Source organism: Ruegeria sp. HKCCD6428 (genome assembly GCF_013110595.1).
Lineage (GTDB): Bacteria > Pseudomonadota > Alphaproteobacteria > Rhodobacterales > Rhodobacteraceae > Ruegeria.
Map to the genome: position 1 here is coordinate 315839 of NZ_WVQX01000004.1, position 19404 is coordinate 335242.

Below are 19404 nucleotides of genomic sequence, written 5' to 3' on the forward strand. Positions count from 1 at the left end.
CGTGTTCGGCGCTCATATAGACGTTTGCAGGGGGCAGGATCAAGAGAGCGGCTTGCGACGGCTTCACCGGCTAGTATGGTGACGACATGACGACAGACCAGATCATTCTTTTTGCGCTTTTCATCACCGTCTTCGGAATGCTGCTGTGGGGCCGGTTTCGATACGACCTTGTGGCCTTTGCCGCGCTGATGATCGGCGTCGTGCTGGGCGTCGTGCCCGTGGATGTTGCCTTTGCCGGGTTCGGCCATCCCGCGACCATCATCGTGGCGCTGGTTTTGGTGGTTTCTGCCGGTTTAGTCCGGTCCGGAGCAGTGTTCCTGATCACCCGCACGCTGGTTGATGCCTCGCGGGGCTTGGGTGCGCATATCGCCCTGATGGGCGGGATCGGCGCGGTTCTGTCGGCCTTTATGAACAACGTGGCAGCACTGGCGCTGCTGATGCCCGTGGACATCCAGACCGCACGCAAGGCCGGACGATCGGTGGGCCTGTCGCTGATGCCGCTGAGCTTTGCCACCATTCTGGGGGGGATGGCCACACTGATCGGCACGCCTCCGAACATCATCATCGCGTCGATCCGGGCCGAAACACTGGGCGAGCCGTTTCACATGTTCGATTTTGCCCCGGTCGGTGGGCTGGCCGCAATCACCGGTCTTGCCTTTGTCGCACTGGTGGGCTGGCGCCTGATCCCCAATCGCGGACCGCAGGCCGAGACATCGGAAACCTTGGCCGAATACATCGCCGAGCTGACCGTTCCCCCGGAATCCGCCCATATCGGCAAACGGGTCAGCGAGCTTTATGAAGTGGCCGAGAAATCGGACGTGGCCATCATCGGATTAATCCGGGATGGCAAGCGTCGCTATGGCCGGTCGGCGCACGCCGTTTTGCAGGAAGGTGACGCGCTGGTTCTGGAAGCCAGACCCGAGGCGCTGGACGAGTTTCGCGCGGCGCTCAATCTCGACTTCTCGGACACGCGCCGGCAGGAGTTGCTGACGGCCGAGGGTGACGGGCTGGAAGTGATCGAAGTCGTCGTGCCGGAAAACGCGCGCATCACAGGTCGCACGGCACAAGGGCTTGGGCTGGCCTGGCGGCAAAGCACCGTTTTGATGGGCATCTCACGCCAGGGGCGCAGGATTACCGAACAGGTCCGCAAGACCGAGGTGGAACCGGGCGATATCCTGCTGCTGCTCTGCCCTCGCGACCGCGCTGCGGATGTTACGGAATGGCTGGGTTGCCTGCCCCTTGCCGGACGCGGGCTGAACGTTACTGCAAACGACAAGGCATGGCTGGCCATCGGTCTGTTTGCCGCAGCTGTTTTGGCCGCAAGTGTTGGGTTGATCTATCTGCCCATTGCTTTGGGGCTGGTCGTGATTGCCTATGTGCTGACCAAGATCATGCCGATCACCGACATTTACAGTCACATCGAATGGCCGGTGGTCGTACTGCTGGGCTCGATGATCCCGCTGGGCAGTGCCTTGGAGACCTCGGGCGGCACCGAACTGATCGCAAACGCCCTGATCCAGCTGACCGATGGCCTGCCCGCTTGGGCCATTCTGACCGTATTGATGGTTGTCACGATGACTTTGTCGGACGTGTTGAACAACACCGCCACCGCCATTGTCGCCGCGCCGGTCGGGATACAAATGGCGCGCACGCTAGAGGTGTCACCCGACCCGTTCCTGATGACCGTGGCCGTTGCGGCCTCGGCTGCGTTCCTGACCCCTATCGGGCACAAGAACAACACGCTGGTTCTGGGGCCCGGAGGCTATCGATTCGGAGATTACTGGCGCATGGGATTGCCGCTGGAAGTGCTGATCATAGCCGTTTCTGTTCCCGCCATTCTTGTGTTCTGGCCGCTGTGACGGGTAAAGGCTGCGCATGAAACCGTTTTTGATCCTGCAACTGCGCCCCGAAACAGATGCGTCCGATGCCGAATATGCCTCGATCCTGAACCGGAGCGTGTTGTCTCCTGAACAGACGCATCGCATCCGTTTGGATTGCGACGACCTGCCAGAAGGGTTGGATGTCACGGACTATGCCGGTGTCATCGTAGGCGGCGGACCGGGATGCGTCAGTGACGACCCGGCGACCAAATCCCCGCTGGATGCCCGGATCGAGGCTGCGATCATGGGGTTGATGCCACAGATCATCGCGCAAGATCACCCGTTCATGGGCTGCTGCTATGGCCTTGGCATTCTGGCGGCGTATCTGGGCGGCGACGTCAGCAAGGCGCGGTATGGCGAACCCGTTGGGCCATCCACGTGCCATTTGACCCCGGAAGGGCAGCGGGATCCGTTGACCGCCGGGTTGGAACCCACCTTCGACGCTTTCGTTGGCCACAAGGAAGCGGTTCAGGCTCTGCCGAAAGGATGCGTTCACCTTGTCGCGTCAGACCCCTGCCCGTTCCAGATGATCCGTTGGGCGCAGAACGTATACGCCACGCAGTTCCACCCCGAAGCAGACGCCAGGGATTTTGAACAGCGCATCAATATCTACAAGAACCACGGCTATTTCCCGCCTGAAGACGCGCAAAAACTAATCGACCACTGCCATTCGGCCGATGTCACGCAGCCGGGCGAGATCCTGCGCCGGTTCGTCCGACGATACGAATGACCCAACGGCGCGGTTGCCTGCGCCTTGCCCCCTCGCATAGGCTGATCTGACGCAACTTTGGGAGGAGTTGTCCTTGGATTTGCTTTTGAATGTCGGCTTGCCGGTGTCGCTTGCCATTATCATGTTGTCTCTTGGCATCGGGCTGGAGGTGGCAGACTTCCGTCGTGTCCTGAGCCGGCGACGCGCCTTTGCCATCGGGGCGGCAAGCCAGATTGTTCTCTTGCCAGTCGCGGCCTTCGTGACGGTCACAATCTTTGCATTGCCCCCCGAGATCGCGGTTGGTTTCATGCTGCTCAGTTTTTGCCCGGGCGGCGTAACCAGCAACATCCTCTCCAAGCTCGCCAAAGCCGATGTCGCACTTTCGGTCAGCCTGACCGCCGTGATCAGCCTTTTGTCGATGGTGACCGTGCCAATACTGGCCGCGTGGTCGATCGCGCATTTCATGGGCGACGAAGCCCCCGAGGTTTCGATCACCGGGCTGGCTGTTGCATTGTTTCTGATAACAACGCTTCCCGTGGGCATCGGGGTCGGAGTTCGCAACTTTGCAACAGGGTTTGCAAACCGCGTAGAGCCGGGATTGTCGACGCTCGCGACCGTTTTGTTCGTGCTGATCGTTGCCGCGGCACTGGCCGGGAACTGGCAATTGTTCGTCGACAATCTTGGCATCATGGGCGCAGGCTTGATTTCTTTGAATATCGCCCTGTTGTTCATCGGGTTGGGGCTGGCGCGGATATCAAACCTGTCCTGGAATGAGTGCAAGACGATCTCGATCGAAACCGGAATTCAAAACTCCACGCTGGGCATTACACTGGCGGCGCTGATCACGAATACCGAAAGCGGGTTCAGCCCGCTGGCCCTGCCCTCGGCGGTTTATGGCATTACGATGTATGCCGTGGTTCTGCCGTTTCTTGTCTGGTTCCGCAGGCGCTGAAAGGACCGTTATGACAAACAACACTGCTGATGCGATCGTAATCGGTGCTGGTCTGGCCGGATTGGCCGCCGCAGCCGAACTGGGCGACCGAGGCAAAAAGGTAATAATACTCGATCAGGAACCAGAAGGTTTTCTGGGCGGTCAGGCCTTCTGGAGCCTGGGTGGCCTGTTCATGGTCGACACGCCGGAACAACGCCGCATGGGTATCCGCGACAGCCACGATCTGGCGCTGCGCGACTGGATGGGAAGCGCACAGTTTGACCGCGAAGAAGACACCTGGCCCCGCAAATGGGCCGAGGCCTACATCGAGTTCGCCGCCGGTGAAATGCGCCCCTGGCTGCATGACATGGGCCTGCGCTGGTTTTCGGTCGTGGGCTGGGCTGAACGTGGCGGGTCTTATGCAAACGGGCATGGCAATTCCGTCCCGCGCTTTCACATCACCTGGGGCACCGGACCCGGCGTGCTGGAGCACTTCATCCGCCGGGTCCGCGACCATGTCAGCGCCGGCCTGATCCAGCTGAAGTTCCGCCATCAGGTCAGCCATATCATCATGCAGAACGGCGAGGCCAAGGGCGTCTCGGGCGAGGTTCTGGCCGATGACGCGGCCCCACGCGGCGGCAAGACCAACCGTGACGAGGTGGGCGAGTTCGAGGTCTATGCACCATCCGTCATCGTCACCTCGGGCGGGATAGGTGGCAATTTCGAGATGGTGCGCCAGAACTGGCCCCGCGACCGCCTGGGCGAACCGCCCAAGGACATGGTGGCGGGTGTGCCCTTCCATGTGGATGGTCGGATGATCGCCATCAGCGAAAAGGCCGGTGGCCATGTCATCAACGGCGACCGTATGTGGCATTACACCGAAGGTGTGTGCAACTGGGATCCGATCTGGCCCGCCCATGGCATTCGCATTCTGCCCGGCCCCAGTTCAATGTGGTTCGACGCCAAGGGAAACCGTCTGGAACCGCCCTGCCTGCCGGGATTCGATACGCTGGGAACGTTGAAGGAAATCCTGAAAACTGGATACGAATACAGCTGGTTTGTTCTGACCCAAAAGGTCATCAAGAAGGAATTCGCTCTGTCCGGGTCCGAACAGAACCCCGATTTCACCTCGGGCAGCTGGAAAGAGGTGATCCGTCAGCGCATTCTGTCCGGTTCCAAGGCAACTGCACCGGTCGAGGCGTTCAAGGAACACGGCGAGGATTTCGTCGTGGCCAACACGCTGACCGAACTGGTGAGCGGCATGAACCATCTGGGCGGGGGTCTGATCGACGAGGCGCATCTGCGCGCCCAGATCGAAGCACGGGATTCACAGGTGGACAATCCGTTCTCAAAAGATGCGCAGATGATGGCGATCCTGGCGGCGCGCAACTATCGCGGCGACAAGCTGATCCGCACCGCCAAACCGCACAAGTTCCTGGACCCAAAGAACGGCCCGCTGATCGCAGTCAAGCTGCACGTGCTGACCCGCAAGACACTGGGCGGTTTGCAGACCAATCTGGACAGTCAGATGATCGGCGCCGACGGTCAGGTTGTGCCGGGCCTGTTCGCAGCCGGCGAAGTCGCCGGATTCGGTGGCGGTGGTTATCACGGTTACAACGCGCTTGAGGGAACCTTCCTGGGCGGCTGCATCTTTTCGGGTCGCAACGCCGGGCGATCGAGGGCCATCGCGTGACAGCCCTGCCCTATTACTTGCGCATCATTTTGATCACCGGCTCACCCTGAGCATCCAGCAAGGCCAGCGCGTTGCCTTGCATCGCGAAGGTCGTGACACTTTGCATCGCCTTGAGAAACTGCCGCTCGACCTCATCCAGCGGGGGTGGGCAAGCCATGAGCGTTGCAGCCATATTGTCCGGGAACGCAATCCGATTGTCAGAAATCTCGGCCTGGCCACTGAACCGGTTGCAACCGCCGCTGCCTGAAAATGCCCCGCCCTGCCCAAAAGCAAGTTCAGGACGTTTCTCTGTCTCGACAGCCGCACCATTGAGGCCCGAAGCGACCCATTCGGTGTTTTCCAGCATCGCGGCACCTTGGTGTTGCACCTGTATCATCAGCAGGTCAGCAGAATTCTCGGCCCCATGTGTCAGTACCGGATAAACGGTATCCGTGGTGAACAACAGCTTTTGCCCCTGCATGACCGAAGCACGCACGGCGTATCTGCGCCCGTCCTGAATCAATGCGTCATCATAGGTCAGTTCGAACTGCGCCGGCACACCGGTCAAGGCATATCTCTGCGCGGCAAGCGTTTCGGCCGGCGCATCCGCCAATGAGATATCCTGAAGCTCGACGAACAAGGTCGTGTCAGGCGGAAGCGCAATACGCTCTCGGTAGGTTGCAGTTCCTTCGACGGTTCCGGCAAGCGATGCGCCGCTCAAAACGGTGGCGAAAGCAACCGCAGGAAACATGGTGCGGCCGAATGTCAGCATGGCAGTACCCCTTGAAGTAATATTTCTACAAAAGATTGCTGTTCATCCGACATTTACAAGTACGCCGCGGATAAAGCGGCAAATCTGTGCCGATGTCATAACGGCCAGATCAACGGGATCAGCAGAGACGCCAACAATCCGACCGTCAGGTTCAGCGGCACACCGACCTTCATGAAGTCGGTGAACCTGTAGCCCCCGGGGCCATAGACCATCATGTTCGTCTGGTATCCGATCGGAGTAGCAAAAGATGCCGAAGCCGCCACCATGACCGCGACGACCAGTGGGCGCGGATCTATTCCGACCGCCTGAGCCAGACCGATGGCGATCGGGGTGACCACAACCGCCACGGCGTTGTTGGAAACCAGTTCCGTCAGCACCGAGGTCAGCAGGTAAATCGCCCAGATAATGAGGAATGGCGGCAAGACACTGAGCCCCGGCGCAACGGCCTCGACGATCAGAGAAACCGCACCCGAGCTGTCAAGCGCAGCCCCTATGCCCAGCATCGCGAAGATCAACGCCAACAGGCGACCTTCCACAAAAGAAAACGCCTCATCCGCATCGATACAGCGGGTCAGCAGAACCACGGCGCAGGCCACAATCGACAACAACAGGATGGGCGCAATGCCCAGCGCGGCAAGGGCAACAATCCCTACAAGAGCCCCAATCGCAATCGGCGCATGGCTGCGACGGAAGGCACGAGCCGATGGCTGGGTGACGTCCACCATGTCCATTTCCGCCGCCAGCCGCTGGATATCCGCCGGGGCACCTTCCAAAAGCAGCGTATCCCCAACCCTGACCACCAAGTCATCCAGCTGACGGCCGATATTCTGGTTGCGACGGTGCACCGCCAGCACGTAAACGCCATAACGACGCCGAAGCCGCATCATCCCAAGGGTCCGCCCCACCAGACGGCATCCGGGCGTGATCAGCACCTCAACCGTCTTGGTTTCAACGGCAGACACCTGGTCCACGCGCTTGAGTTCCTTGTTGCTTTGCAAGCTCAACAACTCGGTCATCTCGGTTCGCAACACGACACGGTCGCCGACCCGCAGTTCGACGCCCTTGAGGTTTCGCCGCAGGGATTCATCCCCTCGGAGAACATCGATCAAGCGTACACCCGGCCGCTTGAACAGTTGAACTCCTGTCACTTCGCGCCCGATCAGGTTGCTGTCCGGCGGAATGACGGCCTCGGTAAAGAACTTCATCTTGGACCGATCACTGAGCAGCGACGCCATGCTGTCCCGCTCGGGCAACAGTTTGGGCGCGATGAACCGCAAATAGATCATGCCGTAGATCACCAGCGCGATCCCCAGCGGCGTGACTTCGAAAATCGTAAAGGGTTTCATCCCCTGCGCGCGGGCCACACCATCGACCAGCAGGTTGGTGGACGTGCCGATCAATGTAAGCGTGCCGCCCAGAATGGCTGCATAACTCAGCGGAATCAGCAATTTGGACGCGGGAACATTCAGGGTGCGGGCGATTTGCACAAAGACCGGTATCATCACCACGACCACTGGCGTATTCGAAACCACCGCCGAGGCCAGCACGACAAACCCCATGAGCAACGCGATGGCGATACGCGGATTCACCTGAGCCTGCTTTTGCGCGGTCGAGGTGAACGAGTCCAAGGCTCCGGTCCGCACCAAAGCACCCATGATGATGAACATCGCGGCAATCGTCCAGGGTGCCGGGTTGGACAGAACTGCAAGCGCGTTTTGATAGGGCAGAATGCCGGTTACAAGCATCAGTGAGACACCGCCAATGGCCACGACCTCGGTCGGATAAACCTCGCGCAGGAACATGATGAACATGCCCGCAACGATGACCAGCGCCAGAACCGCGCTTCCTGTGTCTGTCAGTGAAAGGAAATTCATTCGTGGTATTCTGTCCGAACCCGGGCCCAAGCGCCTGATGACATGCAGTTTCACGCATTGCGCCCGACAGAGCAAGCCTGACGATGATTACTCGGGCCCGGCTTGTTCCAGACGCCCTCCGACGCGCACCATACGCACGGTTTTGGCCTGTCCGTCACGATCATCGGTTTCCACGAACACGCCGCTTAGTGTGGCCTCGCCGTTTGCAGGAGTAAAGCGCGCCTTGGGCATACCGGTGATGAACCGTCGCATGGGCTCCTGCTTGTCCATGCCGATGACCGAATCGTAATCTCCGCACATGCCGGCATCGGTCAAATAAGCGGTGCCGCCCGGCAGAATCTGGGAATCAGCCGTCGGGACATGGGTATGCGTTCCCACCACAAGGCTTGCACGTTTGTCGCAGTAGTGCCCCATCGCCATCTTCTCGGACGTCGCCTCGCAATGCATGTCCACGATGATCGCCTGCGCCTGTCCGCCTCTGGGATGGGATTTCAGGATCGGTTCGATAGCCGAGAACGGATCGTCGAACGGGCGTTTCATAAAGACCTGACCCAGCACCTGAACCACCAGAACCTTGCGCCCCCCCGGGGCCGTGAACAGCCGATGACCCCGCCCCGGCGCGCCCTTGGCGAAGTTCACGGGTCGTACGATGCGCTGTTCCTTCTCGATGAATTGCAGCATGTCTTTCTGGTCGAACGCATGATCGCCCAGCGTCAGGCAATCCGCTCCGGCGTCGAGCAACAGCCTGGCGTGATCTCCGCTCAGCCCCATGCCGTTCGACGCGTTTTCGCCATTGACCACGACAAAATCCAGCCGCCATTCGTCGCGCAGGCGCGGCAAATGCTGCTGAACGGCCGCGCGGCCCGCGCGCCCCATGACATCACCAAGAAACAGAATCCTCATGATCCGGGTCGTAGGGGCTGTACTGGGCAATAACAAGGCGGAAGCGTGAAATTAACGGCAGACTTGGGGGTTGAAATCAAATTCTGCCGTGGCAATGTTTCGATACGTCTCTTGAATACAGAAGGAATTCTGCGTGAAGTCGTCAATTGTTCTGACCGGCTGCCTTTTGGCTGCAACTGCTGCCGCTGCCGAAGGCACCAAGACATCCATGCCCAACCCCGCCGCGACCTTTTGCATTGAAAACGACGGGACCTACCAGCTTCGTAAAAACGAAGACGGCAGTGTCTATGGCGTCTGCATCCTGAAGGACGGCACCGAGGTGGATGCCTGGGACTATTTGCGCAGCCATTTCGAACAGTAGCAGCTAGAAGGTCAGCACGCGGCTTTCCGTGACAACCATGTCCAGCGGTTGGTCGGTTGGCTCGAGCGGCAGGTCCGCAGCCTCTTGCGCATCAAAAGCAAACCCGATGGCAAGCGTCGGGCGTTTGGCGCGCAAGCCTTCCAGCGTTCGGTCATAAAACCCGCCGCCATACCCCAGGCGGCCACCATTTGCGTCGAAGGCGACCAGTGGAACGATCAGAATTTCGGGGTCGAAATAGTCATCCACCTGGGGCACTTTTGCACCGAACGGGCCATCCTTGAGCACACCGTCCGGCGTCCAGCGAGAGAATTTCAGCGGCTGACCGGCTGCCTGGATGACAGGCACACCCACCGGGCCATAAGCCGATGCTTCGGCCATCGCGGGCACCGGGTCGATCTCGGTCCGGATCGGCATGTAACCTGACAGGGGCACGCCGCGATGGCCTGCCAGAACCTCGGACAAGCGCCCGGCTGCACCCGGCAGGCGCGCATCAAACGCGGCCTTGCGGCGGGCAAAGGCCGCTTTGCGCGCCGCGGCTTTGATGTCGGTCAGATCGGTCACAGTAGCACCACGCTGGCAAGCCCAAGAAATATGAAGAAACCCATGACATCCGTCGTGGTTGTCACAAAGGTTCCCGATGCCAGCGCAGGGTCGATGCCCAAGCGGTCCAGCAAGACAGGTACTACCGTACCTGCGAACCCGGCGATGATCATATTCACGACCAAGGCCGCCCCGATCACGACACCCAGCAGCGGGGAATCGAACCACAGCATCCCGACGGTGCCCAACACGATGGCAAAGCACAGCCCGTTGAGCATGCCAACCAGCAATTCCCGTCGGATCACTCGCATAACGTTTGCATTAGTCAGGTCGCGCGTCGCCAGCGCACGCACGGCCACCGTCAGCGACTGCGTGCCCGCGTTACCGCCCATCGACGCGACAATGGGCATCAGGATTGCCAGAGCAACCAGTTGATCAATCGCAGCCTCGAACTGAGAAATCACCAAAGAGGCACAGATCGCTGTGCACAGATTCACCGCCAACCAGGGCAACCTTCGCCGGCTGGTCGCCGCCACGCTGTCAGACAGCGAGCTTTCGTCGCCAACACCGGCTAGACGCAGGATATCCTCTTCATGCTCTTCATCCAGAACGACCATCGCGTCGTCAATGGTGATGACACCGACCAAACGGCCATCCGCGTCCACCACCGGGGCCGAGATCAGGTGATATTGGTTGAAGGCATAAGCCACGTCTTCCTCATCCTGATCGACGGGGATGATGTGAAACTCCTCTTCTGCCAGATCAATCAGCGACACTTCACGCCGCGCCGCCATAAGCTTGCCCAACGTTACCTGAGCAACCGGTTTCATGCGCGGATCGACCAGAACGACGTGATAGAACTGCTCGGGCAAATCGTCATTGGCGCGCATGAAGTCGATGGCTTGCCCAACGCTCCAATGTTCGGGCGCCATGACGACTTCCCGCTGCATGAGACGACCGGCCGAGTTCTCGGGGTAGGACAGTGCCTGCTCGGCTGCGATCCTTTCGGAATCCTCCAATGCGTCCAGAATGGTTTCCTGCTGCGGTTCCTCAAGGTCTTCCAGCAGGTCAACGACATCGTCGCTTTCCATCTCGCGCACGGCTTCGGCCAGAACATCCGGGTTCAGAACCGAGATCACCTCTTCACGAACCGATTCATCCAGTTCAGACAGGATGTCGCCGTCGAACTCTTTGTCGTACAGGCGGATCAGGCGCGCCCGGTCAAACGGATTGATCTGTTCAAGAAGGTCTGCAATGTCGGCCGAGTGCAGCGGCTCCATCAACTCAACCAGCTTGTCGCGGTCGTCTATATCCACCGCGTATAGGATCGCCGCAACTGCCTTGGGGTCCAACGCATAGGCGTCTTCATCCCGGGGCTGATCGTGTCCGGCTTCGTCTCTGCCTGTCGTCATGCTCTGCCCCTTTTTGCAATTGGCCCCTAAATAGAAGAAGCAGCTACCGGAAAACAATGACAATGCGCCGATTTACCCACTTCTTTCGTCCGCCTATGCTGGTGTGCGGTTCCAAACAGGTGGAGAACAGGGAAAATGGCGCAAAAGACGCTTTTGAAAGGACGTGTTCTGAGTTTCACAGGATCACCCTTCGACGGAGAGCCGACCGAGGCGACCCGGCTGGACGAAGCGGTCGTGATCGAACACGGGCGAATTGCAGAGGTCGGCACCGCCGACGCGCTGAAAAAAGCCCATCCTGACGCAGTCACGAAGGATCACGGAACGCGCCTGATCATGGCTGGGTTCGTCGATCCGCATGTGCATTATCCACAGACGGCGATGATCGCCAGCTGGGGCAAACGGCTGATCGACTGGCTGAACACCTACACCTTCCCGGAAGAGATGAAGTTCGGCGATTTCGACTATGCGACCAAGATCGCCAATCGGTATCTGGACCTGACGACCGCCCACGGCACCACGACCATGTGCAGTTTTTGCACGATTCACCCTGAAAGCGTGGATGCCTTTTTCACCGCGGCGCAACAGCGTGGGCAGCGTGTCGTCGCCGGCAAGACCTGCATGGACCGGAACGCGCCCGAAGGTCTGCGCGACACCGCGCAGACGGCTTACGACCAATCCGCCGCCCTGCTGGAAAAATGGCATCGCGTCGACCGCTTGTCCTATGCGATCACGCCGCGCTTTTCACCGACTTCAACCCCGGAACAGCTCGAGGCCATGGGCGCGCTTTGGGCCGAGCATCCCCATTGTCTTATGCAAACCCACCTGAGCGAGCAAACGGATGAAATCGAATGGGTTCGATCCCTGTTCCCTGAAGCAAGGGATTATCTGGATACCTACGAGAAATTCGGCCTGTTGGGCCAGAACGGCCTGTATGGCCATGTCATCCATCTGGAAGACCGGGAGCGGGATCGGCTGCGCGAAGTCGATGCCTCTTTGATCCATTGCCCCACGTCGAACACCTTCATCGGATCGGGATTGTTTGACATGAACGGGCTGATCCATGATGGCCACCGGATCGGTCTGGCCACGGATACCGGCGGCGGGTCCAGCTTTTCGATGCTGCGCACCATGGCCGCCGCCTATGAGATCGGCCAATTGCGCGGCCGCCCGCTGCATCCGGCGCAATTGCTGTGGTTGGGTACGGTCGGATCCGCCCGGAGCCTGCGCATGGACGACTGCATCGGAAACATAACCCGGGGGATGGAGGCGGATCTGGTCGTGATCGACCTCGCCTCGACCCCCGCCATCGCCCAGCGCGAGGCCCGTGCAGAAGATGTTTGGGAAGCGATCTTCCCAACCATCATGATGGGTGATGATCGCGCCGTGGCAGAGGTCTGGATCGGCGGGCGGCGGGCGGCTTAAGCCTGCAACGCCCGGGCCAGCGTGTTCTGACGCTCGATCACGCGGGGCAGGTCGATGGTCGTTATGTGCCCGTCACGTACGATCTGGCGGCCTTCGACGAACAGGTGTTTCACCGACATCGGCCCCGCCAGAAGCAGAGCCGCCGGATCCCAACTGCCCGCGCTTTCGATGCCGCAGGTATCCCACACCGCAATATCGGCACGTTTTCCGGGCATCAGCCGTCCACAATCGGGACGTCCCAACACATCCGCGCCGCCGCGCGTCGCGATCTCGAGCGCTTCGCGGGCCGACATGGCATCTGCACCATTGGCGACCCGTTGCAGCAACATGGCCTGGCGCGCCTCAAGCATGAGGTTGCCATTGTCATTGCTGGCCGATCCATCCGCGCCGAGGCCGACCTTGACACCCACATCGCGCATCGCCCGCACCGGCGCGATACCCGATCCGAGGCGGCAATTTGAACAGGGGCAATGGGCCACGCCTGTTTCCGAGCGCGAGAACAGATCAATCTCGGCCCCGTCCAGCTTGACGCAATGGGCGTGCCAGACATCCGGGCCGGTCCAACCCAATTCCTCGGCATATTGCCCTGGGCGGCAGCCGAATTGCGCCTGCGAATAGGCAATATCCTCATCATTCTCGGCCAGATGGGTATGCAGCATCACGCCCTTGTCCCGCGCCAGCAACGCCGCATCGCGCATCAGGTCCCGGCTGACGGAAAACGGTGAACACGGGGCAAGGCCAACGCGGCACATCGACCCCTCCGACTGGTCGTGAAACGCATCCACGACACGTACCATGTCGTCCAGAATGGCGGCCTCCTTTTCCACCAGATGGTCCGGCGGCAGACCGCCATCGCTCTCGCCGATGCTCATCGCGCCGCGTGTCGGATGAAACCGCATCCCTAGCTCGGACGCGGCCGCGATCGTATCCTCAAGCCGCGCGCCGTTGGGATAGAGGTAAAGGTGATCGGAACTGAGCGTGCACCCCGACAGCGCCAGTTCGGCCAAACCGATCTGGGCCGAGGTGAACATTTCCTCCGGCCCGAAACGCGACCAGATCGGATAGAGCGTTTGCAGCCAACCAAACAGCAACGCATCCTGCCCGCCCGGCACCGCCCGTGTCAGGGTTTGGTAAAGATGATGGTGGGTATTCACCAGGCCGGGCGTCACCAGACAGCCCGAAACATCATGCACCTCACCCTGTGTTTCCAGTCCCTGCCCGATCCGGGCAATCTGCCCGTCGCGGACCAAAATATCGGCCTTGGACAATTCCTGCCGGGACTCGTCCATCGTCAGGATCAGATCAGCATTCTTGAGTAGGATTTCCGTCATTTCGCGCTCCTGCATCTGCCCGTCTCATGCAAGAAGTGCGTCGGCCGGTGGAAAACGGGCGCAAGAGCCGGCCATCACCGGTGTAGTTGCCTTTGATGCGCCGGGCAACAGAATTCAGAATTGGCGGAGTATCTCAAGCGCCGCGGCGTGAAGGTCAGCGTTTGCCGCAGCCAGGGCCCGGCCGCCTTGATGTGCGGGGCCGCCCTGCCAATCGGTCACGATACCGCCGGCCGCCTGAATAACGGCAATCGGCGCTTGGATATCATAGGAGTTCAAGCCCGCCTCGATCACCAAATCCGCCTGCCCGGCGGCCAGAAGCGCATAGGCATAGCAATCCATTCCATAGCGCGTCAGCTGCACCTGCTCGGACACGGCCTGAAACCCTGCGCGGTCCTTCGGGGTTCCAACTTCGGGGAACGTGGTAAACAAGGTCGCCTGATCCAGCGCCCTGGTATCGCGCGTTCGCATTCTTCTGGTGCCCTGCGGACCGGTCATGTGAGCACCGGAAGACGATCCGACAAAGCGCTCTCCGATGTACGGCTGGTCGATCACACCCATAAAAGGCCCGTCCTGATCACTCAGCGCAATCAGAACACCCCAGGTTGGCGTGCCGCTGATAAACCCTCGGGTCCCATCGATGGGGTCCAGTACCCAGGTGCGGCCACTGGTGCCCGTATGCGCGCCGAACTCCTCGCCCAGCACACCGTCATCCGGGCGCCGCCGCGCCAGAACGTCCCGCATCGCCTGTTCAGCGGCACGATCCGCCACTGTGACCGGGTCGAACCCGTCGGCCAGCTTGTTCGCGGTTTCCAGATTTGTTTGACGAAAAAAGGGGAGTATGGCCTCACGCGCAGCTTCGGCCATTTCTTCGGCAATTTCGATATCGCTCTGTGTCGTCGGTTGCATGACCCTGAGGTGCGAGCAATCCGCGACAAAGTCAAGTCAGTCAGGCAACGTCGCTGAGAACCCGCGCCAGCTCGAACAGGCGGCGACGCTGGTTTTCCGGAATCGCATAGTAAGAGCGCACCAGATCCAAAGCCTCTTTGTCACCCATCAGGTCGGCAGGGACGGATTTCTTGTCCGCATCGCCTTTCTGGGCTTCTTCCAGACCTTCGAAGAAAAAGCTGACCGGAACATCCAGCGCCTCGGCGATGTCCCACAGGCGGGATGCGCTGATTCGGTTGGCACCGGTCTCATATTTCTGGATTTGCTGAAACTTGATACCAACTTGCTGCGCCAACTGCTGCTGGGTCATCCCAATCAGCCAGCGGCGATGCCGAACGCGCTTGCCCACATGGACATCGACGTGATGAGTCATTGGTATTCTCCTATACTACACAAACATCTGCACGGGATTTTGCGACGTCCGATATCGCAGTTTTAGAGAGCTCCCCTTAACCGCTCCCTAATACGGACTGTACCGCCCCCCGTTTACAGCACTGATTGTTTATAATGCCGGTTTTGAGATTTTTTTCAAGCTGGTTGAGTCGAATGCCCGTGACAGGGATTTGTGGTTGTATTACCCAAAGCCTTTACAGAACCGTATTCCTGCAACTGAATCCTTCTTCAAAATCGGGGGCCTTTTGCGCCCGCGCAGCAAACGGATTGACTTTTCTGACGGCACACGCGCCTATGTCGGAAACTCTTGAGGAACAATATGCGGGCCTATTGCATTCCATCCGACGGGGCGTCTGCCCAGCTTTGTGACTTGAAAATACCCGAGCCGGGCGAAGGTCAGGTGCGGGTCGCGATAAAAGCTTGCGGCCTGAACTTCGCCGATCTGCTGATGCAGACGGGGGCATATCAGGACACGCCACCTGCCCCATTCACCCTGGGCATGGAGATCGCCGGTATCGTGGATACAGTCGGGCCCGGCGTTTCAACGCTCAGCCCAGGCGACCGGATCGCAGTCTATTCCGGTCAGGGTGGGTTAGCCGAATACGGTGTATTCGACGCGGATCGTGCGATCGTGCTGCCGGACGACACCGGATTCGAAGACGCCGCCGCCATCCAGATCGCTTATGCCACCAGCCACATGGCCCTTGATCACAGGGCACGCCTGCAACCGGGTGAAACCCTTCTGGTCACCGGCGCAGCGGGAGGTGTCGGCCTGACTGCCGTCGAAATCGGCAAACTCATGGGCGCCACGGTCATCGCGCAGGCGCGCGGCGAGAACAAGCTTGCCGTTGCCCGTGCCGCTGGTGCCGATCATCTGATCGATGCTTCCGAAGACCTGCGCGAGCGGGTCAAATCGCTGGGTGGCGCGGATGTCGTCTATGACGTCATCGGCGGGGATGTGTTCAAGGCCGCGTTCAGGGCCACCAATCCCGAAGGGCGTTTGCTGCCCATCGGATTCGCCGGGGGCGACATCCCGCAGATTCCGGCCAATCATCTGCTGGTCAAAAACCTAACCGTGATCGGGGTGTATATCGGCGGCTATCTGAAGTTCCGCCCCGAAGCTGTGCGCAACAGTTTTGACACCCTATTCAAGTGGCATTCAGAGGGCAGGATAAAACCGCACATCAGTCACGTCCTGCCCCTTGAAGATGTCGCGCATGCAATGCAGTTGCTGAAAGAGCGAAAATCCACGGGCAAGATCGTGATCACGCCTTGATCGCGATCATCCAACCACGGCCCGCAACTGGGTACCGCCCAGCAATCTGAAGTTCTGACGCACCAACTGTGCCAGAGCTTCGACAACCGCATCCCGGCCCTGCTCGCCACCGTAGAGGTTGATCATATGCGCAGGTAAATCCGGCAGGGCCCCACCCGAGTCGATCTGTTCAAGATGTGCGGCCTCGGTTCCGTCCAGCATTGCGTGAACCGCAAGATCAGCACTGACCGTGGCTTCTATGGTACGGTCGTTTTCGGTTTCCACGGACAGCTCCCACGGTATTCCGGCCGCATCCAGCGCCGATATGACCTGCGGTCTGAACAAGCAGCGCCGCCCCAGCGCCAGAGGCAACGGACGCTTGCGCCATGCGGACCCGCCCGGCGCGCCGATCCAGCGCAACGGCAGCTCTGCGATGGTCTCTGCGCCAGCGGCCGAAGACGGTTCGGTCGTCAGGATCACATCACATTCGCCCCGCTTATACATGTCTTTCAATTGCAGTGAATAGGACGACACCAACTGCACCCTGACGCGGGGAAAATCGGCGTTGAACCGTTGCAGGACCCGGGGAATCGCGGGGTAGACGATGTCATGGGGAACGCCCAGAACCACTTCGCCCTCAAAGGCCTGATCGGTGAGTTTTGAGATTACCTCGTCATTCAGGGCAATCATGCGGCGCGCGTAGGCCAGCAGCTGCTCACCGGATGCGGTCAGGGCAATTGTCCTGCCGCTTCGGTCCAGCAACTCCAGGCCCAGCAGCTCCTCCAGCCGCTTCAGCTGCATGGACACCGCAGACTGCGTCAGGTGCAGAAATCCGGCGGCGCGGGTTACACCGCCCTGATCCGCCACCGCCACGAAAGACCGCAGGGTTGTAATGTCCAGATTTCGCATCTTCACGATTCCTTATGCGTTCCATCAAAAATATTCGTTTTTAAAATGTGTCACACTCACCCATATCAATCAAGGAAATTGATAACAGCCAGCAAAACCATCGAGAATACAGAAAGGACAAGCTATGACGCAACTCGCAATCCATAATCCCTGCAAACCGGCCAAACGTTCCCTGGTGTCCCTGATCTCTCAAGCGTTCGAACTGTCCAGACAGCGGCGAAATCTGGCACAACTGGATGCTGCCGTGCTGGACGATATCGGAGTCACCCGCGAGGAAGCATCCGCAGAAGCAAAACGCTTTTTCTGGGATGCACCTCAATTCTGGAAAAGGTGACTATGACTCTCATATTTTTATGGCGATGGGCGACCTTGAGTCGCCTGTTGGCATTTTTGTTGCGTCTTTTATTCGGTTTTCGCCCGGAATCTCTTGAAACACAGCCCCTTGTTGCCGATATTTAGATGGAAAACCGCCCCGCTCTGCCGGGGCGCTCTAACTTGACGACTAGGGAGACCCTTTGATGGCACAATTCGACACGATCCGGACGGCATCCGGCGCGCGCGCCGCCGAGATTGATCAGGGCCTGCGCGCCCACATGAACAAAGTCTACGGCACCATGTCCGTCGGCATGCTGATCACGGCACTGGCGGCATGGGCTATTGCCGGTCTGGCAGTAACCAGCGATCCAAGCAACGCGGTTGCTCAGATCGGCGCTGACCGCTATCTGACGAGCTTGGGCGGCGCGCTGTTCCTGTCGCCGCTGAAATGGGTGGTAATGTTCGCTCCGCTGGCCTTCATCTTGTTTGGGTGGGGTGCCCTGATGCGCCGTGGCTCAGCCGCGACCGTTCAGCTTGGCTTCTTCGTCTTTGCCGCCGTGATGGGCATCTCGATGAGCTCAATCTTTCTGGTCTTCACGCCCTACTCGATTACCCAGACCTTCCTGGTGACGTCGATCGCCTTTGCTGGCCTCAGCCTTTATGGCTACACCACAAAGCGGAACCTCAGCGGAATGGGCACGTTCCTGATGATGGGTGTGATCGGTCTGCTGGTTGCGATGATCATCAACCTGTTCCTGCAATCCGGCGTAATGATGCTGGCCATCTCGGCCATCGGCATCCTGATCTTTGCCGGTCTGACCGCGTTCTATACCCAGGACATCAAGAACACATACGTCGCCCACGCTGCACATGGCGATCAGGAATGGCTGGACAAAGCCGCCTTCGACGGCGCGCTGAGCCTGTATATCTCGTTCCTGAACATGTTCCAGTTCCTGCTGATGTTCATGGGTCAGCAAGAATAAGCCTTGCCGACAACCGAATTGGTTCAGGGCCGGTCCACGACCGGCCCTTTTCTTTTGCGCGACGGATTTCTTTTGCCCGGAAATGAAAAACCCCGCCGTCGAGGCGGGGCTTTGAGATACTGGAACGTAATCGGGATCAGCTACAGTTCAGCGGTATGGCAAAGCCGGAACTTTTCTCGGAGGTTCCTTTGCGGAATACACCGCCAGCTGGCAGACAGCCGGTAAAACGCTCTGTTTCTTCCGCAAAGCCTACACCGATCGAATTGTCGACCTTCACACTGTTCGAACTCGTGCGCAGCACACCAAATATGGTGCCGTTGACACTGACAGTGCTGAGGAACAAGTTTGTGTCGCTTCCTTGCAGTTGAACAGCAGTGTTTGGCGTCTGCCCGCCATTGTCTATTGCAACCGAAGCCACCTTGGACGGCTCAACCTCATCACTCAAAAGCGTGACTGTCCGCAGTTCCGCCAGCTCTGCCGGAACGTTGGTCGCGTCTGGCAGAAAGGCGACGGCACCGGGTACGTCCGAAATCGTGCGCGGTTCGCCATCGATTCCAGTAAACCCGACACCTTCGCGGTTAAACGGGTCTTCACAGGCCGCTAGGGTCAGAACGGCAATTGTGGATAACAAGATTTTTTTCATGGCGGTCAACATTTTGTGGCGGTTTGCTGAAGCGTACTTGCAGGTTCCCATAAAAAGCAAGCCGCAGGGGATGCGATTGTCCCAAACGCTGATGCGCCACTGCAACGGACTGCCGCAGCTTGCCATCCGCTGAAATCAGGAAACCGGAACTGAA

Annotated in this window: 20 protein-coding genes; 10 read left to right on the forward strand and 10 right to left on the reverse strand. The window is 59.4% G+C overall.

Translation table 11 applies throughout. The annotated features are described in order from the left end of the window. The first annotated feature begins 86 nt into the window (after positions 1–86). The 4 genes from GS620_RS12150 (at position 87) to GS620_RS12165 (ending at position 5213) form a co-directional block, all read left to right on the forward strand. A complete protein-coding gene (locus GS620_RS12150) occupies positions 87–1859 on the forward strand; it encodes an SLC13 family permease (RefSeq protein WP_171616074.1) in 1773 nt (590 codons plus the stop codon). A 16-nt stretch (positions 1860–1875) separates the two neighbouring features. Then, positions 1876–2610: a glutamine amidotransferase gene (locus GS620_RS12155; protein WP_171616076.1), complete on the forward strand. Its 735-nt coding sequence runs from the start codon at positions 1876–1878 to the stop codon at positions 2608–2610. 73 nt (positions 2611–2683) lie between these two features. After that, a complete protein-coding gene (locus GS620_RS12160; protein WP_152458740.1) occupies positions 2684–3541 on the forward strand; it encodes a bile acid:sodium symporter family protein in 858 nt (285 codons plus the stop codon). 10 nt (positions 3542–3551) lie between these two features. Next, positions 3552–5213: an FAD-binding dehydrogenase gene (locus GS620_RS12165; protein WP_171616078.1), complete on the forward strand. Its 1662-nt coding sequence runs from the start codon at positions 3552–3554 to the stop codon at positions 5211–5213. Between the two features lie 13 nt (positions 5214–5226). On the opposite strand, the gene GS620_RS12170 is transcribed toward GS620_RS12165, so the two are convergent. The 3 genes from GS620_RS12170 to GS620_RS12180 all read right to left on the reverse strand — a co-directional run bounded on the left by GS620_RS12170 (position 5227) and on the right by GS620_RS12180 (position 8741). Then, positions 5227–5964 carry a YbaY family lipoprotein gene (locus GS620_RS12170; RefSeq protein ID WP_253283895.1) on the reverse strand — a complete coding sequence of 246 codons (738 nt, stop codon included), beginning with the start codon at positions 5962–5964 and terminating at the stop codon, positions 5227–5229. 95 nt (positions 5965–6059) lie between these two features. Continuing rightward, the gene (locus tag GS620_RS12175; RefSeq protein WP_171205366.1) at positions 6060–7838 is read right to left on the reverse strand and encodes an SLC13 family permease; all 1779 of its coding nucleotides are present in this window, start codon (positions 7836–7838) and stop codon (positions 6060–6062) included. An 87-nt stretch (positions 7839–7925) separates the two neighbouring features. Beyond that, on the reverse strand, positions 7926–8741 hold the full coding sequence (locus tag GS620_RS12180) for a TIGR00282 family metallophosphoesterase (protein ID WP_171616080.1): 816 nt from the start codon (positions 8739–8741) through the stop codon (positions 7926–7928). Positions 8742–8874: 133 nt separating this feature from the next. Here GS620_RS12180 and GS620_RS12185 point away from each other — a divergent pair, with 133 nt between their 5' ends. Beyond that, positions 8875–9102, forward strand: a complete 228-nt coding sequence (locus tag GS620_RS12185) for a DUF333 domain-containing protein (RefSeq protein WP_224853568.1) — start codon at positions 8875–8877, stop codon at positions 9100–9102. A 3-nt stretch (positions 9103–9105) separates the two neighbouring features. Here GS620_RS12185 and GS620_RS12190 read toward each other — a convergent pair whose 3' ends face one another. After that, on the reverse strand, positions 9106–9663 hold the full coding sequence (locus GS620_RS12190) for a 5-formyltetrahydrofolate cyclo-ligase (RefSeq protein ID WP_171114779.1): 558 nt from the start codon (positions 9661–9663) through the stop codon (positions 9106–9108). Then, on the reverse strand, positions 9660–11054 hold the full coding sequence (gene mgtE, locus GS620_RS12195; RefSeq protein ID WP_171616082.1) for a magnesium transporter: 1395 nt from the start codon (positions 11052–11054) through the stop codon (positions 9660–9662). Before mgtE ends, GS620_RS12190 begins: the two co-directional genes overlap by 4 nt. A gap of 135 nt (positions 11055–11189) precedes the next feature. On the opposite strand from mgtE, the gene guaD reads away from it, so the two are divergent. Next, entirely contained in the window at positions 11190–12476 is a 1287-nt protein-coding gene (gene guaD / locus GS620_RS12200) for a guanine deaminase (RefSeq protein WP_171616084.1), read from the forward strand. Here the strand turns inward: guaD and GS620_RS12205 are convergent. From GS620_RS12205 to GS620_RS12215, 3 genes are all read right to left on the reverse strand, one after another. Continuing rightward, entirely contained in the window at positions 12473–13807 is a 1335-nt protein-coding gene (locus tag GS620_RS12205) for an 8-oxoguanine deaminase (RefSeq protein WP_171616086.1), read from the reverse strand. The two genes, guaD and GS620_RS12205, sit on opposite strands and share 4 nt — an antisense overlap. Before the next feature lie 114 nt (positions 13808–13921). Beyond that, positions 13922–14713: a histidinol-phosphatase gene (gene hisN / locus GS620_RS12210; RefSeq protein WP_171329555.1), complete on the reverse strand. Its 792-nt coding sequence runs from the start codon at positions 14711–14713 to the stop codon at positions 13922–13924. A 40-nt stretch (positions 14714–14753) separates the two neighbouring features. After that, the gene (locus tag GS620_RS12215; protein ID WP_152458749.1) at positions 14754–15125 is read right to left on the reverse strand and encodes a helix-turn-helix domain-containing protein; all 372 of its coding nucleotides are present in this window, start codon (positions 15123–15125) and stop codon (positions 14754–14756) included. A gap of 339 nt (positions 15126–15464) precedes the next feature. On the opposite strand from GS620_RS12215, the gene GS620_RS12220 reads away from it, so the two are divergent. After that, on the forward strand, positions 15465–16421 hold the full coding sequence (locus tag GS620_RS12220; RefSeq protein WP_171616088.1) for an NADPH:quinone oxidoreductase family protein: 957 nt from the start codon (positions 15465–15467) through the stop codon (positions 16419–16421). 6 nt (positions 16422–16427) lie between these two features. Here GS620_RS12220 and GS620_RS12225 read toward each other — a convergent pair whose 3' ends face one another. After that, a complete protein-coding gene (locus GS620_RS12225; RefSeq protein WP_171114768.1) occupies positions 16428–17309 on the reverse strand; it encodes a LysR family transcriptional regulator in 882 nt (293 codons plus the stop codon). Between the two features lie 124 nt (positions 17310–17433). On the opposite strand from GS620_RS12225, the gene GS620_RS12230 reads away from it, so the two are divergent. Both GS620_RS12230 and GS620_RS12235 read left to right on the forward strand, forming a co-directional pair. Beyond that, positions 17434–17643, forward strand: coding sequence for a DUF1127 domain-containing protein (locus tag GS620_RS12230; protein ID WP_171114765.1), 210 nt, complete (start codon positions 17434–17436; stop codon positions 17641–17643). 184 nt (positions 17644–17827) lie between these two features. Continuing rightward, positions 17828–18607, forward strand: a complete 780-nt coding sequence (locus tag GS620_RS12235; protein ID WP_171114763.1) for a Bax inhibitor-1/YccA family protein — start codon at positions 17828–17830, stop codon at positions 18605–18607. A gap of 136 nt (positions 18608–18743) precedes the next feature. Here the strand turns inward: GS620_RS12235 and GS620_RS12240 are convergent, their stop codons facing one another. Continuing rightward, complete coding sequence (locus GS620_RS12240) at positions 18744–19250, reverse strand: hypothetical protein (RefSeq protein WP_171114761.1); 507 nt, start codon at positions 19248–19250, stop codon at positions 18744–18746. Between GS620_RS12240 and GS620_RS22215 the strand changes: the two genes are divergently transcribed. Beyond that, positions 19249–19383 (forward strand): hypothetical protein, encoded by a 135-nt coding sequence (locus GS620_RS22215; RefSeq protein WP_256369215.1) that lies wholly within the window; start codon positions 19249–19251, stop codon positions 19381–19383. The two genes, GS620_RS12240 and GS620_RS22215, sit on opposite strands and share 2 nt — an antisense overlap. Positions 19384–19404 lie beyond the last annotated feature (21 nt).

What these genes read in the sequence shown, in the direction of transcription:
- GS620_RS12150 (WP_171616074.1), top strand. Translation starts at nt 87, where the DNA reads ATGACGACAGACCAGATCATTCTTTTTGCGCTTTTCATCACCGTCTTC.
- GS620_RS12155 (WP_171616076.1), top strand. Translation starts at nt 1,876, where the DNA reads ATGAAACCGTTTTTGATCCTGCAACTGCGCCCCGAAACAGATGCGTCC.
- GS620_RS12165 (WP_171616078.1), top strand. Translation starts at nt 3,552, where the DNA reads ATGACAAACAACACTGCTGATGCGATCGTAATCGGTGCTGGTCTGGCC.
- GS620_RS12170 (WP_253283895.1), bottom strand. Translation starts at nt 5,964, where the DNA reads ATGCTGACATTCGGCCGCACCATGTTTCCTGCGGTTGCTTTCGCCACC.
- GS620_RS12175 (WP_171205366.1), bottom strand. Translation starts at nt 7,838, where the DNA reads ATGAATTTCCTTTCACTGACAGACACAGGAAGCGCGGTTCTGGCGCTG.
- GS620_RS12180 (WP_171616080.1), bottom strand. Translation starts at nt 8,741, where the DNA reads ATGAGGATTCTGTTTCTTGGTGATGTCATGGGGCGCGCGGGCCGCGCG.
- mgtE (WP_171616082.1), bottom strand. Translation starts at nt 11,054, where the DNA reads ATGACGACAGGCAGAGACGAAGCCGGACACGATCAGCCCCGGGATGAA.
- guaD (WP_171616084.1), top strand. Translation starts at nt 11,190, where the DNA reads ATGGCGCAAAAGACGCTTTTGAAAGGACGTGTTCTGAGTTTCACAGGA.
- GS620_RS12205 (WP_171616086.1), bottom strand. Translation starts at nt 13,807, where the DNA reads ATGACGGAAATCCTACTCAAGAATGCTGATCTGATCCTGACGATGGAC.
- hisN (WP_171329555.1), bottom strand. Translation starts at nt 14,713, where the DNA reads ATGCAACCGACGACACAGAGCGATATCGAAATTGCCGAAGAAATGGCC.
- GS620_RS12215 (WP_152458749.1), bottom strand. Translation starts at nt 15,125, where the DNA reads ATGACTCATCACGTCGATGTCCATGTGGGCAAGCGCGTTCGGCATCGC.
- GS620_RS12220 (WP_171616088.1), top strand. Translation starts at nt 15,465, where the DNA reads ATGCGGGCCTATTGCATTCCATCCGACGGGGCGTCTGCCCAGCTTTGT.
- GS620_RS12225 (WP_171114768.1), bottom strand. Translation starts at nt 17,309, where the DNA reads ATGCGAAATCTGGACATTACAACCCTGCGGTCTTTCGTGGCGGTGGCG.
- GS620_RS12230 (WP_171114765.1), top strand. Translation starts at nt 17,434, where the DNA reads ATGACGCAACTCGCAATCCATAATCCCTGCAAACCGGCCAAACGTTCC.
- GS620_RS12235 (WP_171114763.1), top strand. Translation starts at nt 17,828, where the DNA reads ATGGCACAATTCGACACGATCCGGACGGCATCCGGCGCGCGCGCCGCC.
- GS620_RS22215 (WP_256369215.1), top strand. Translation starts at nt 19,249, where the DNA reads ATGGCGGTCAACATTTTGTGGCGGTTTGCTGAAGCGTACTTGCAGGTT.
- GS620_RS12240 (WP_171114761.1), bottom strand. Translation starts at nt 19,250, where the DNA reads ATGAAAAAAATCTTGTTATCCACAATTGCCGTTCTGACCCTAGCGGCC.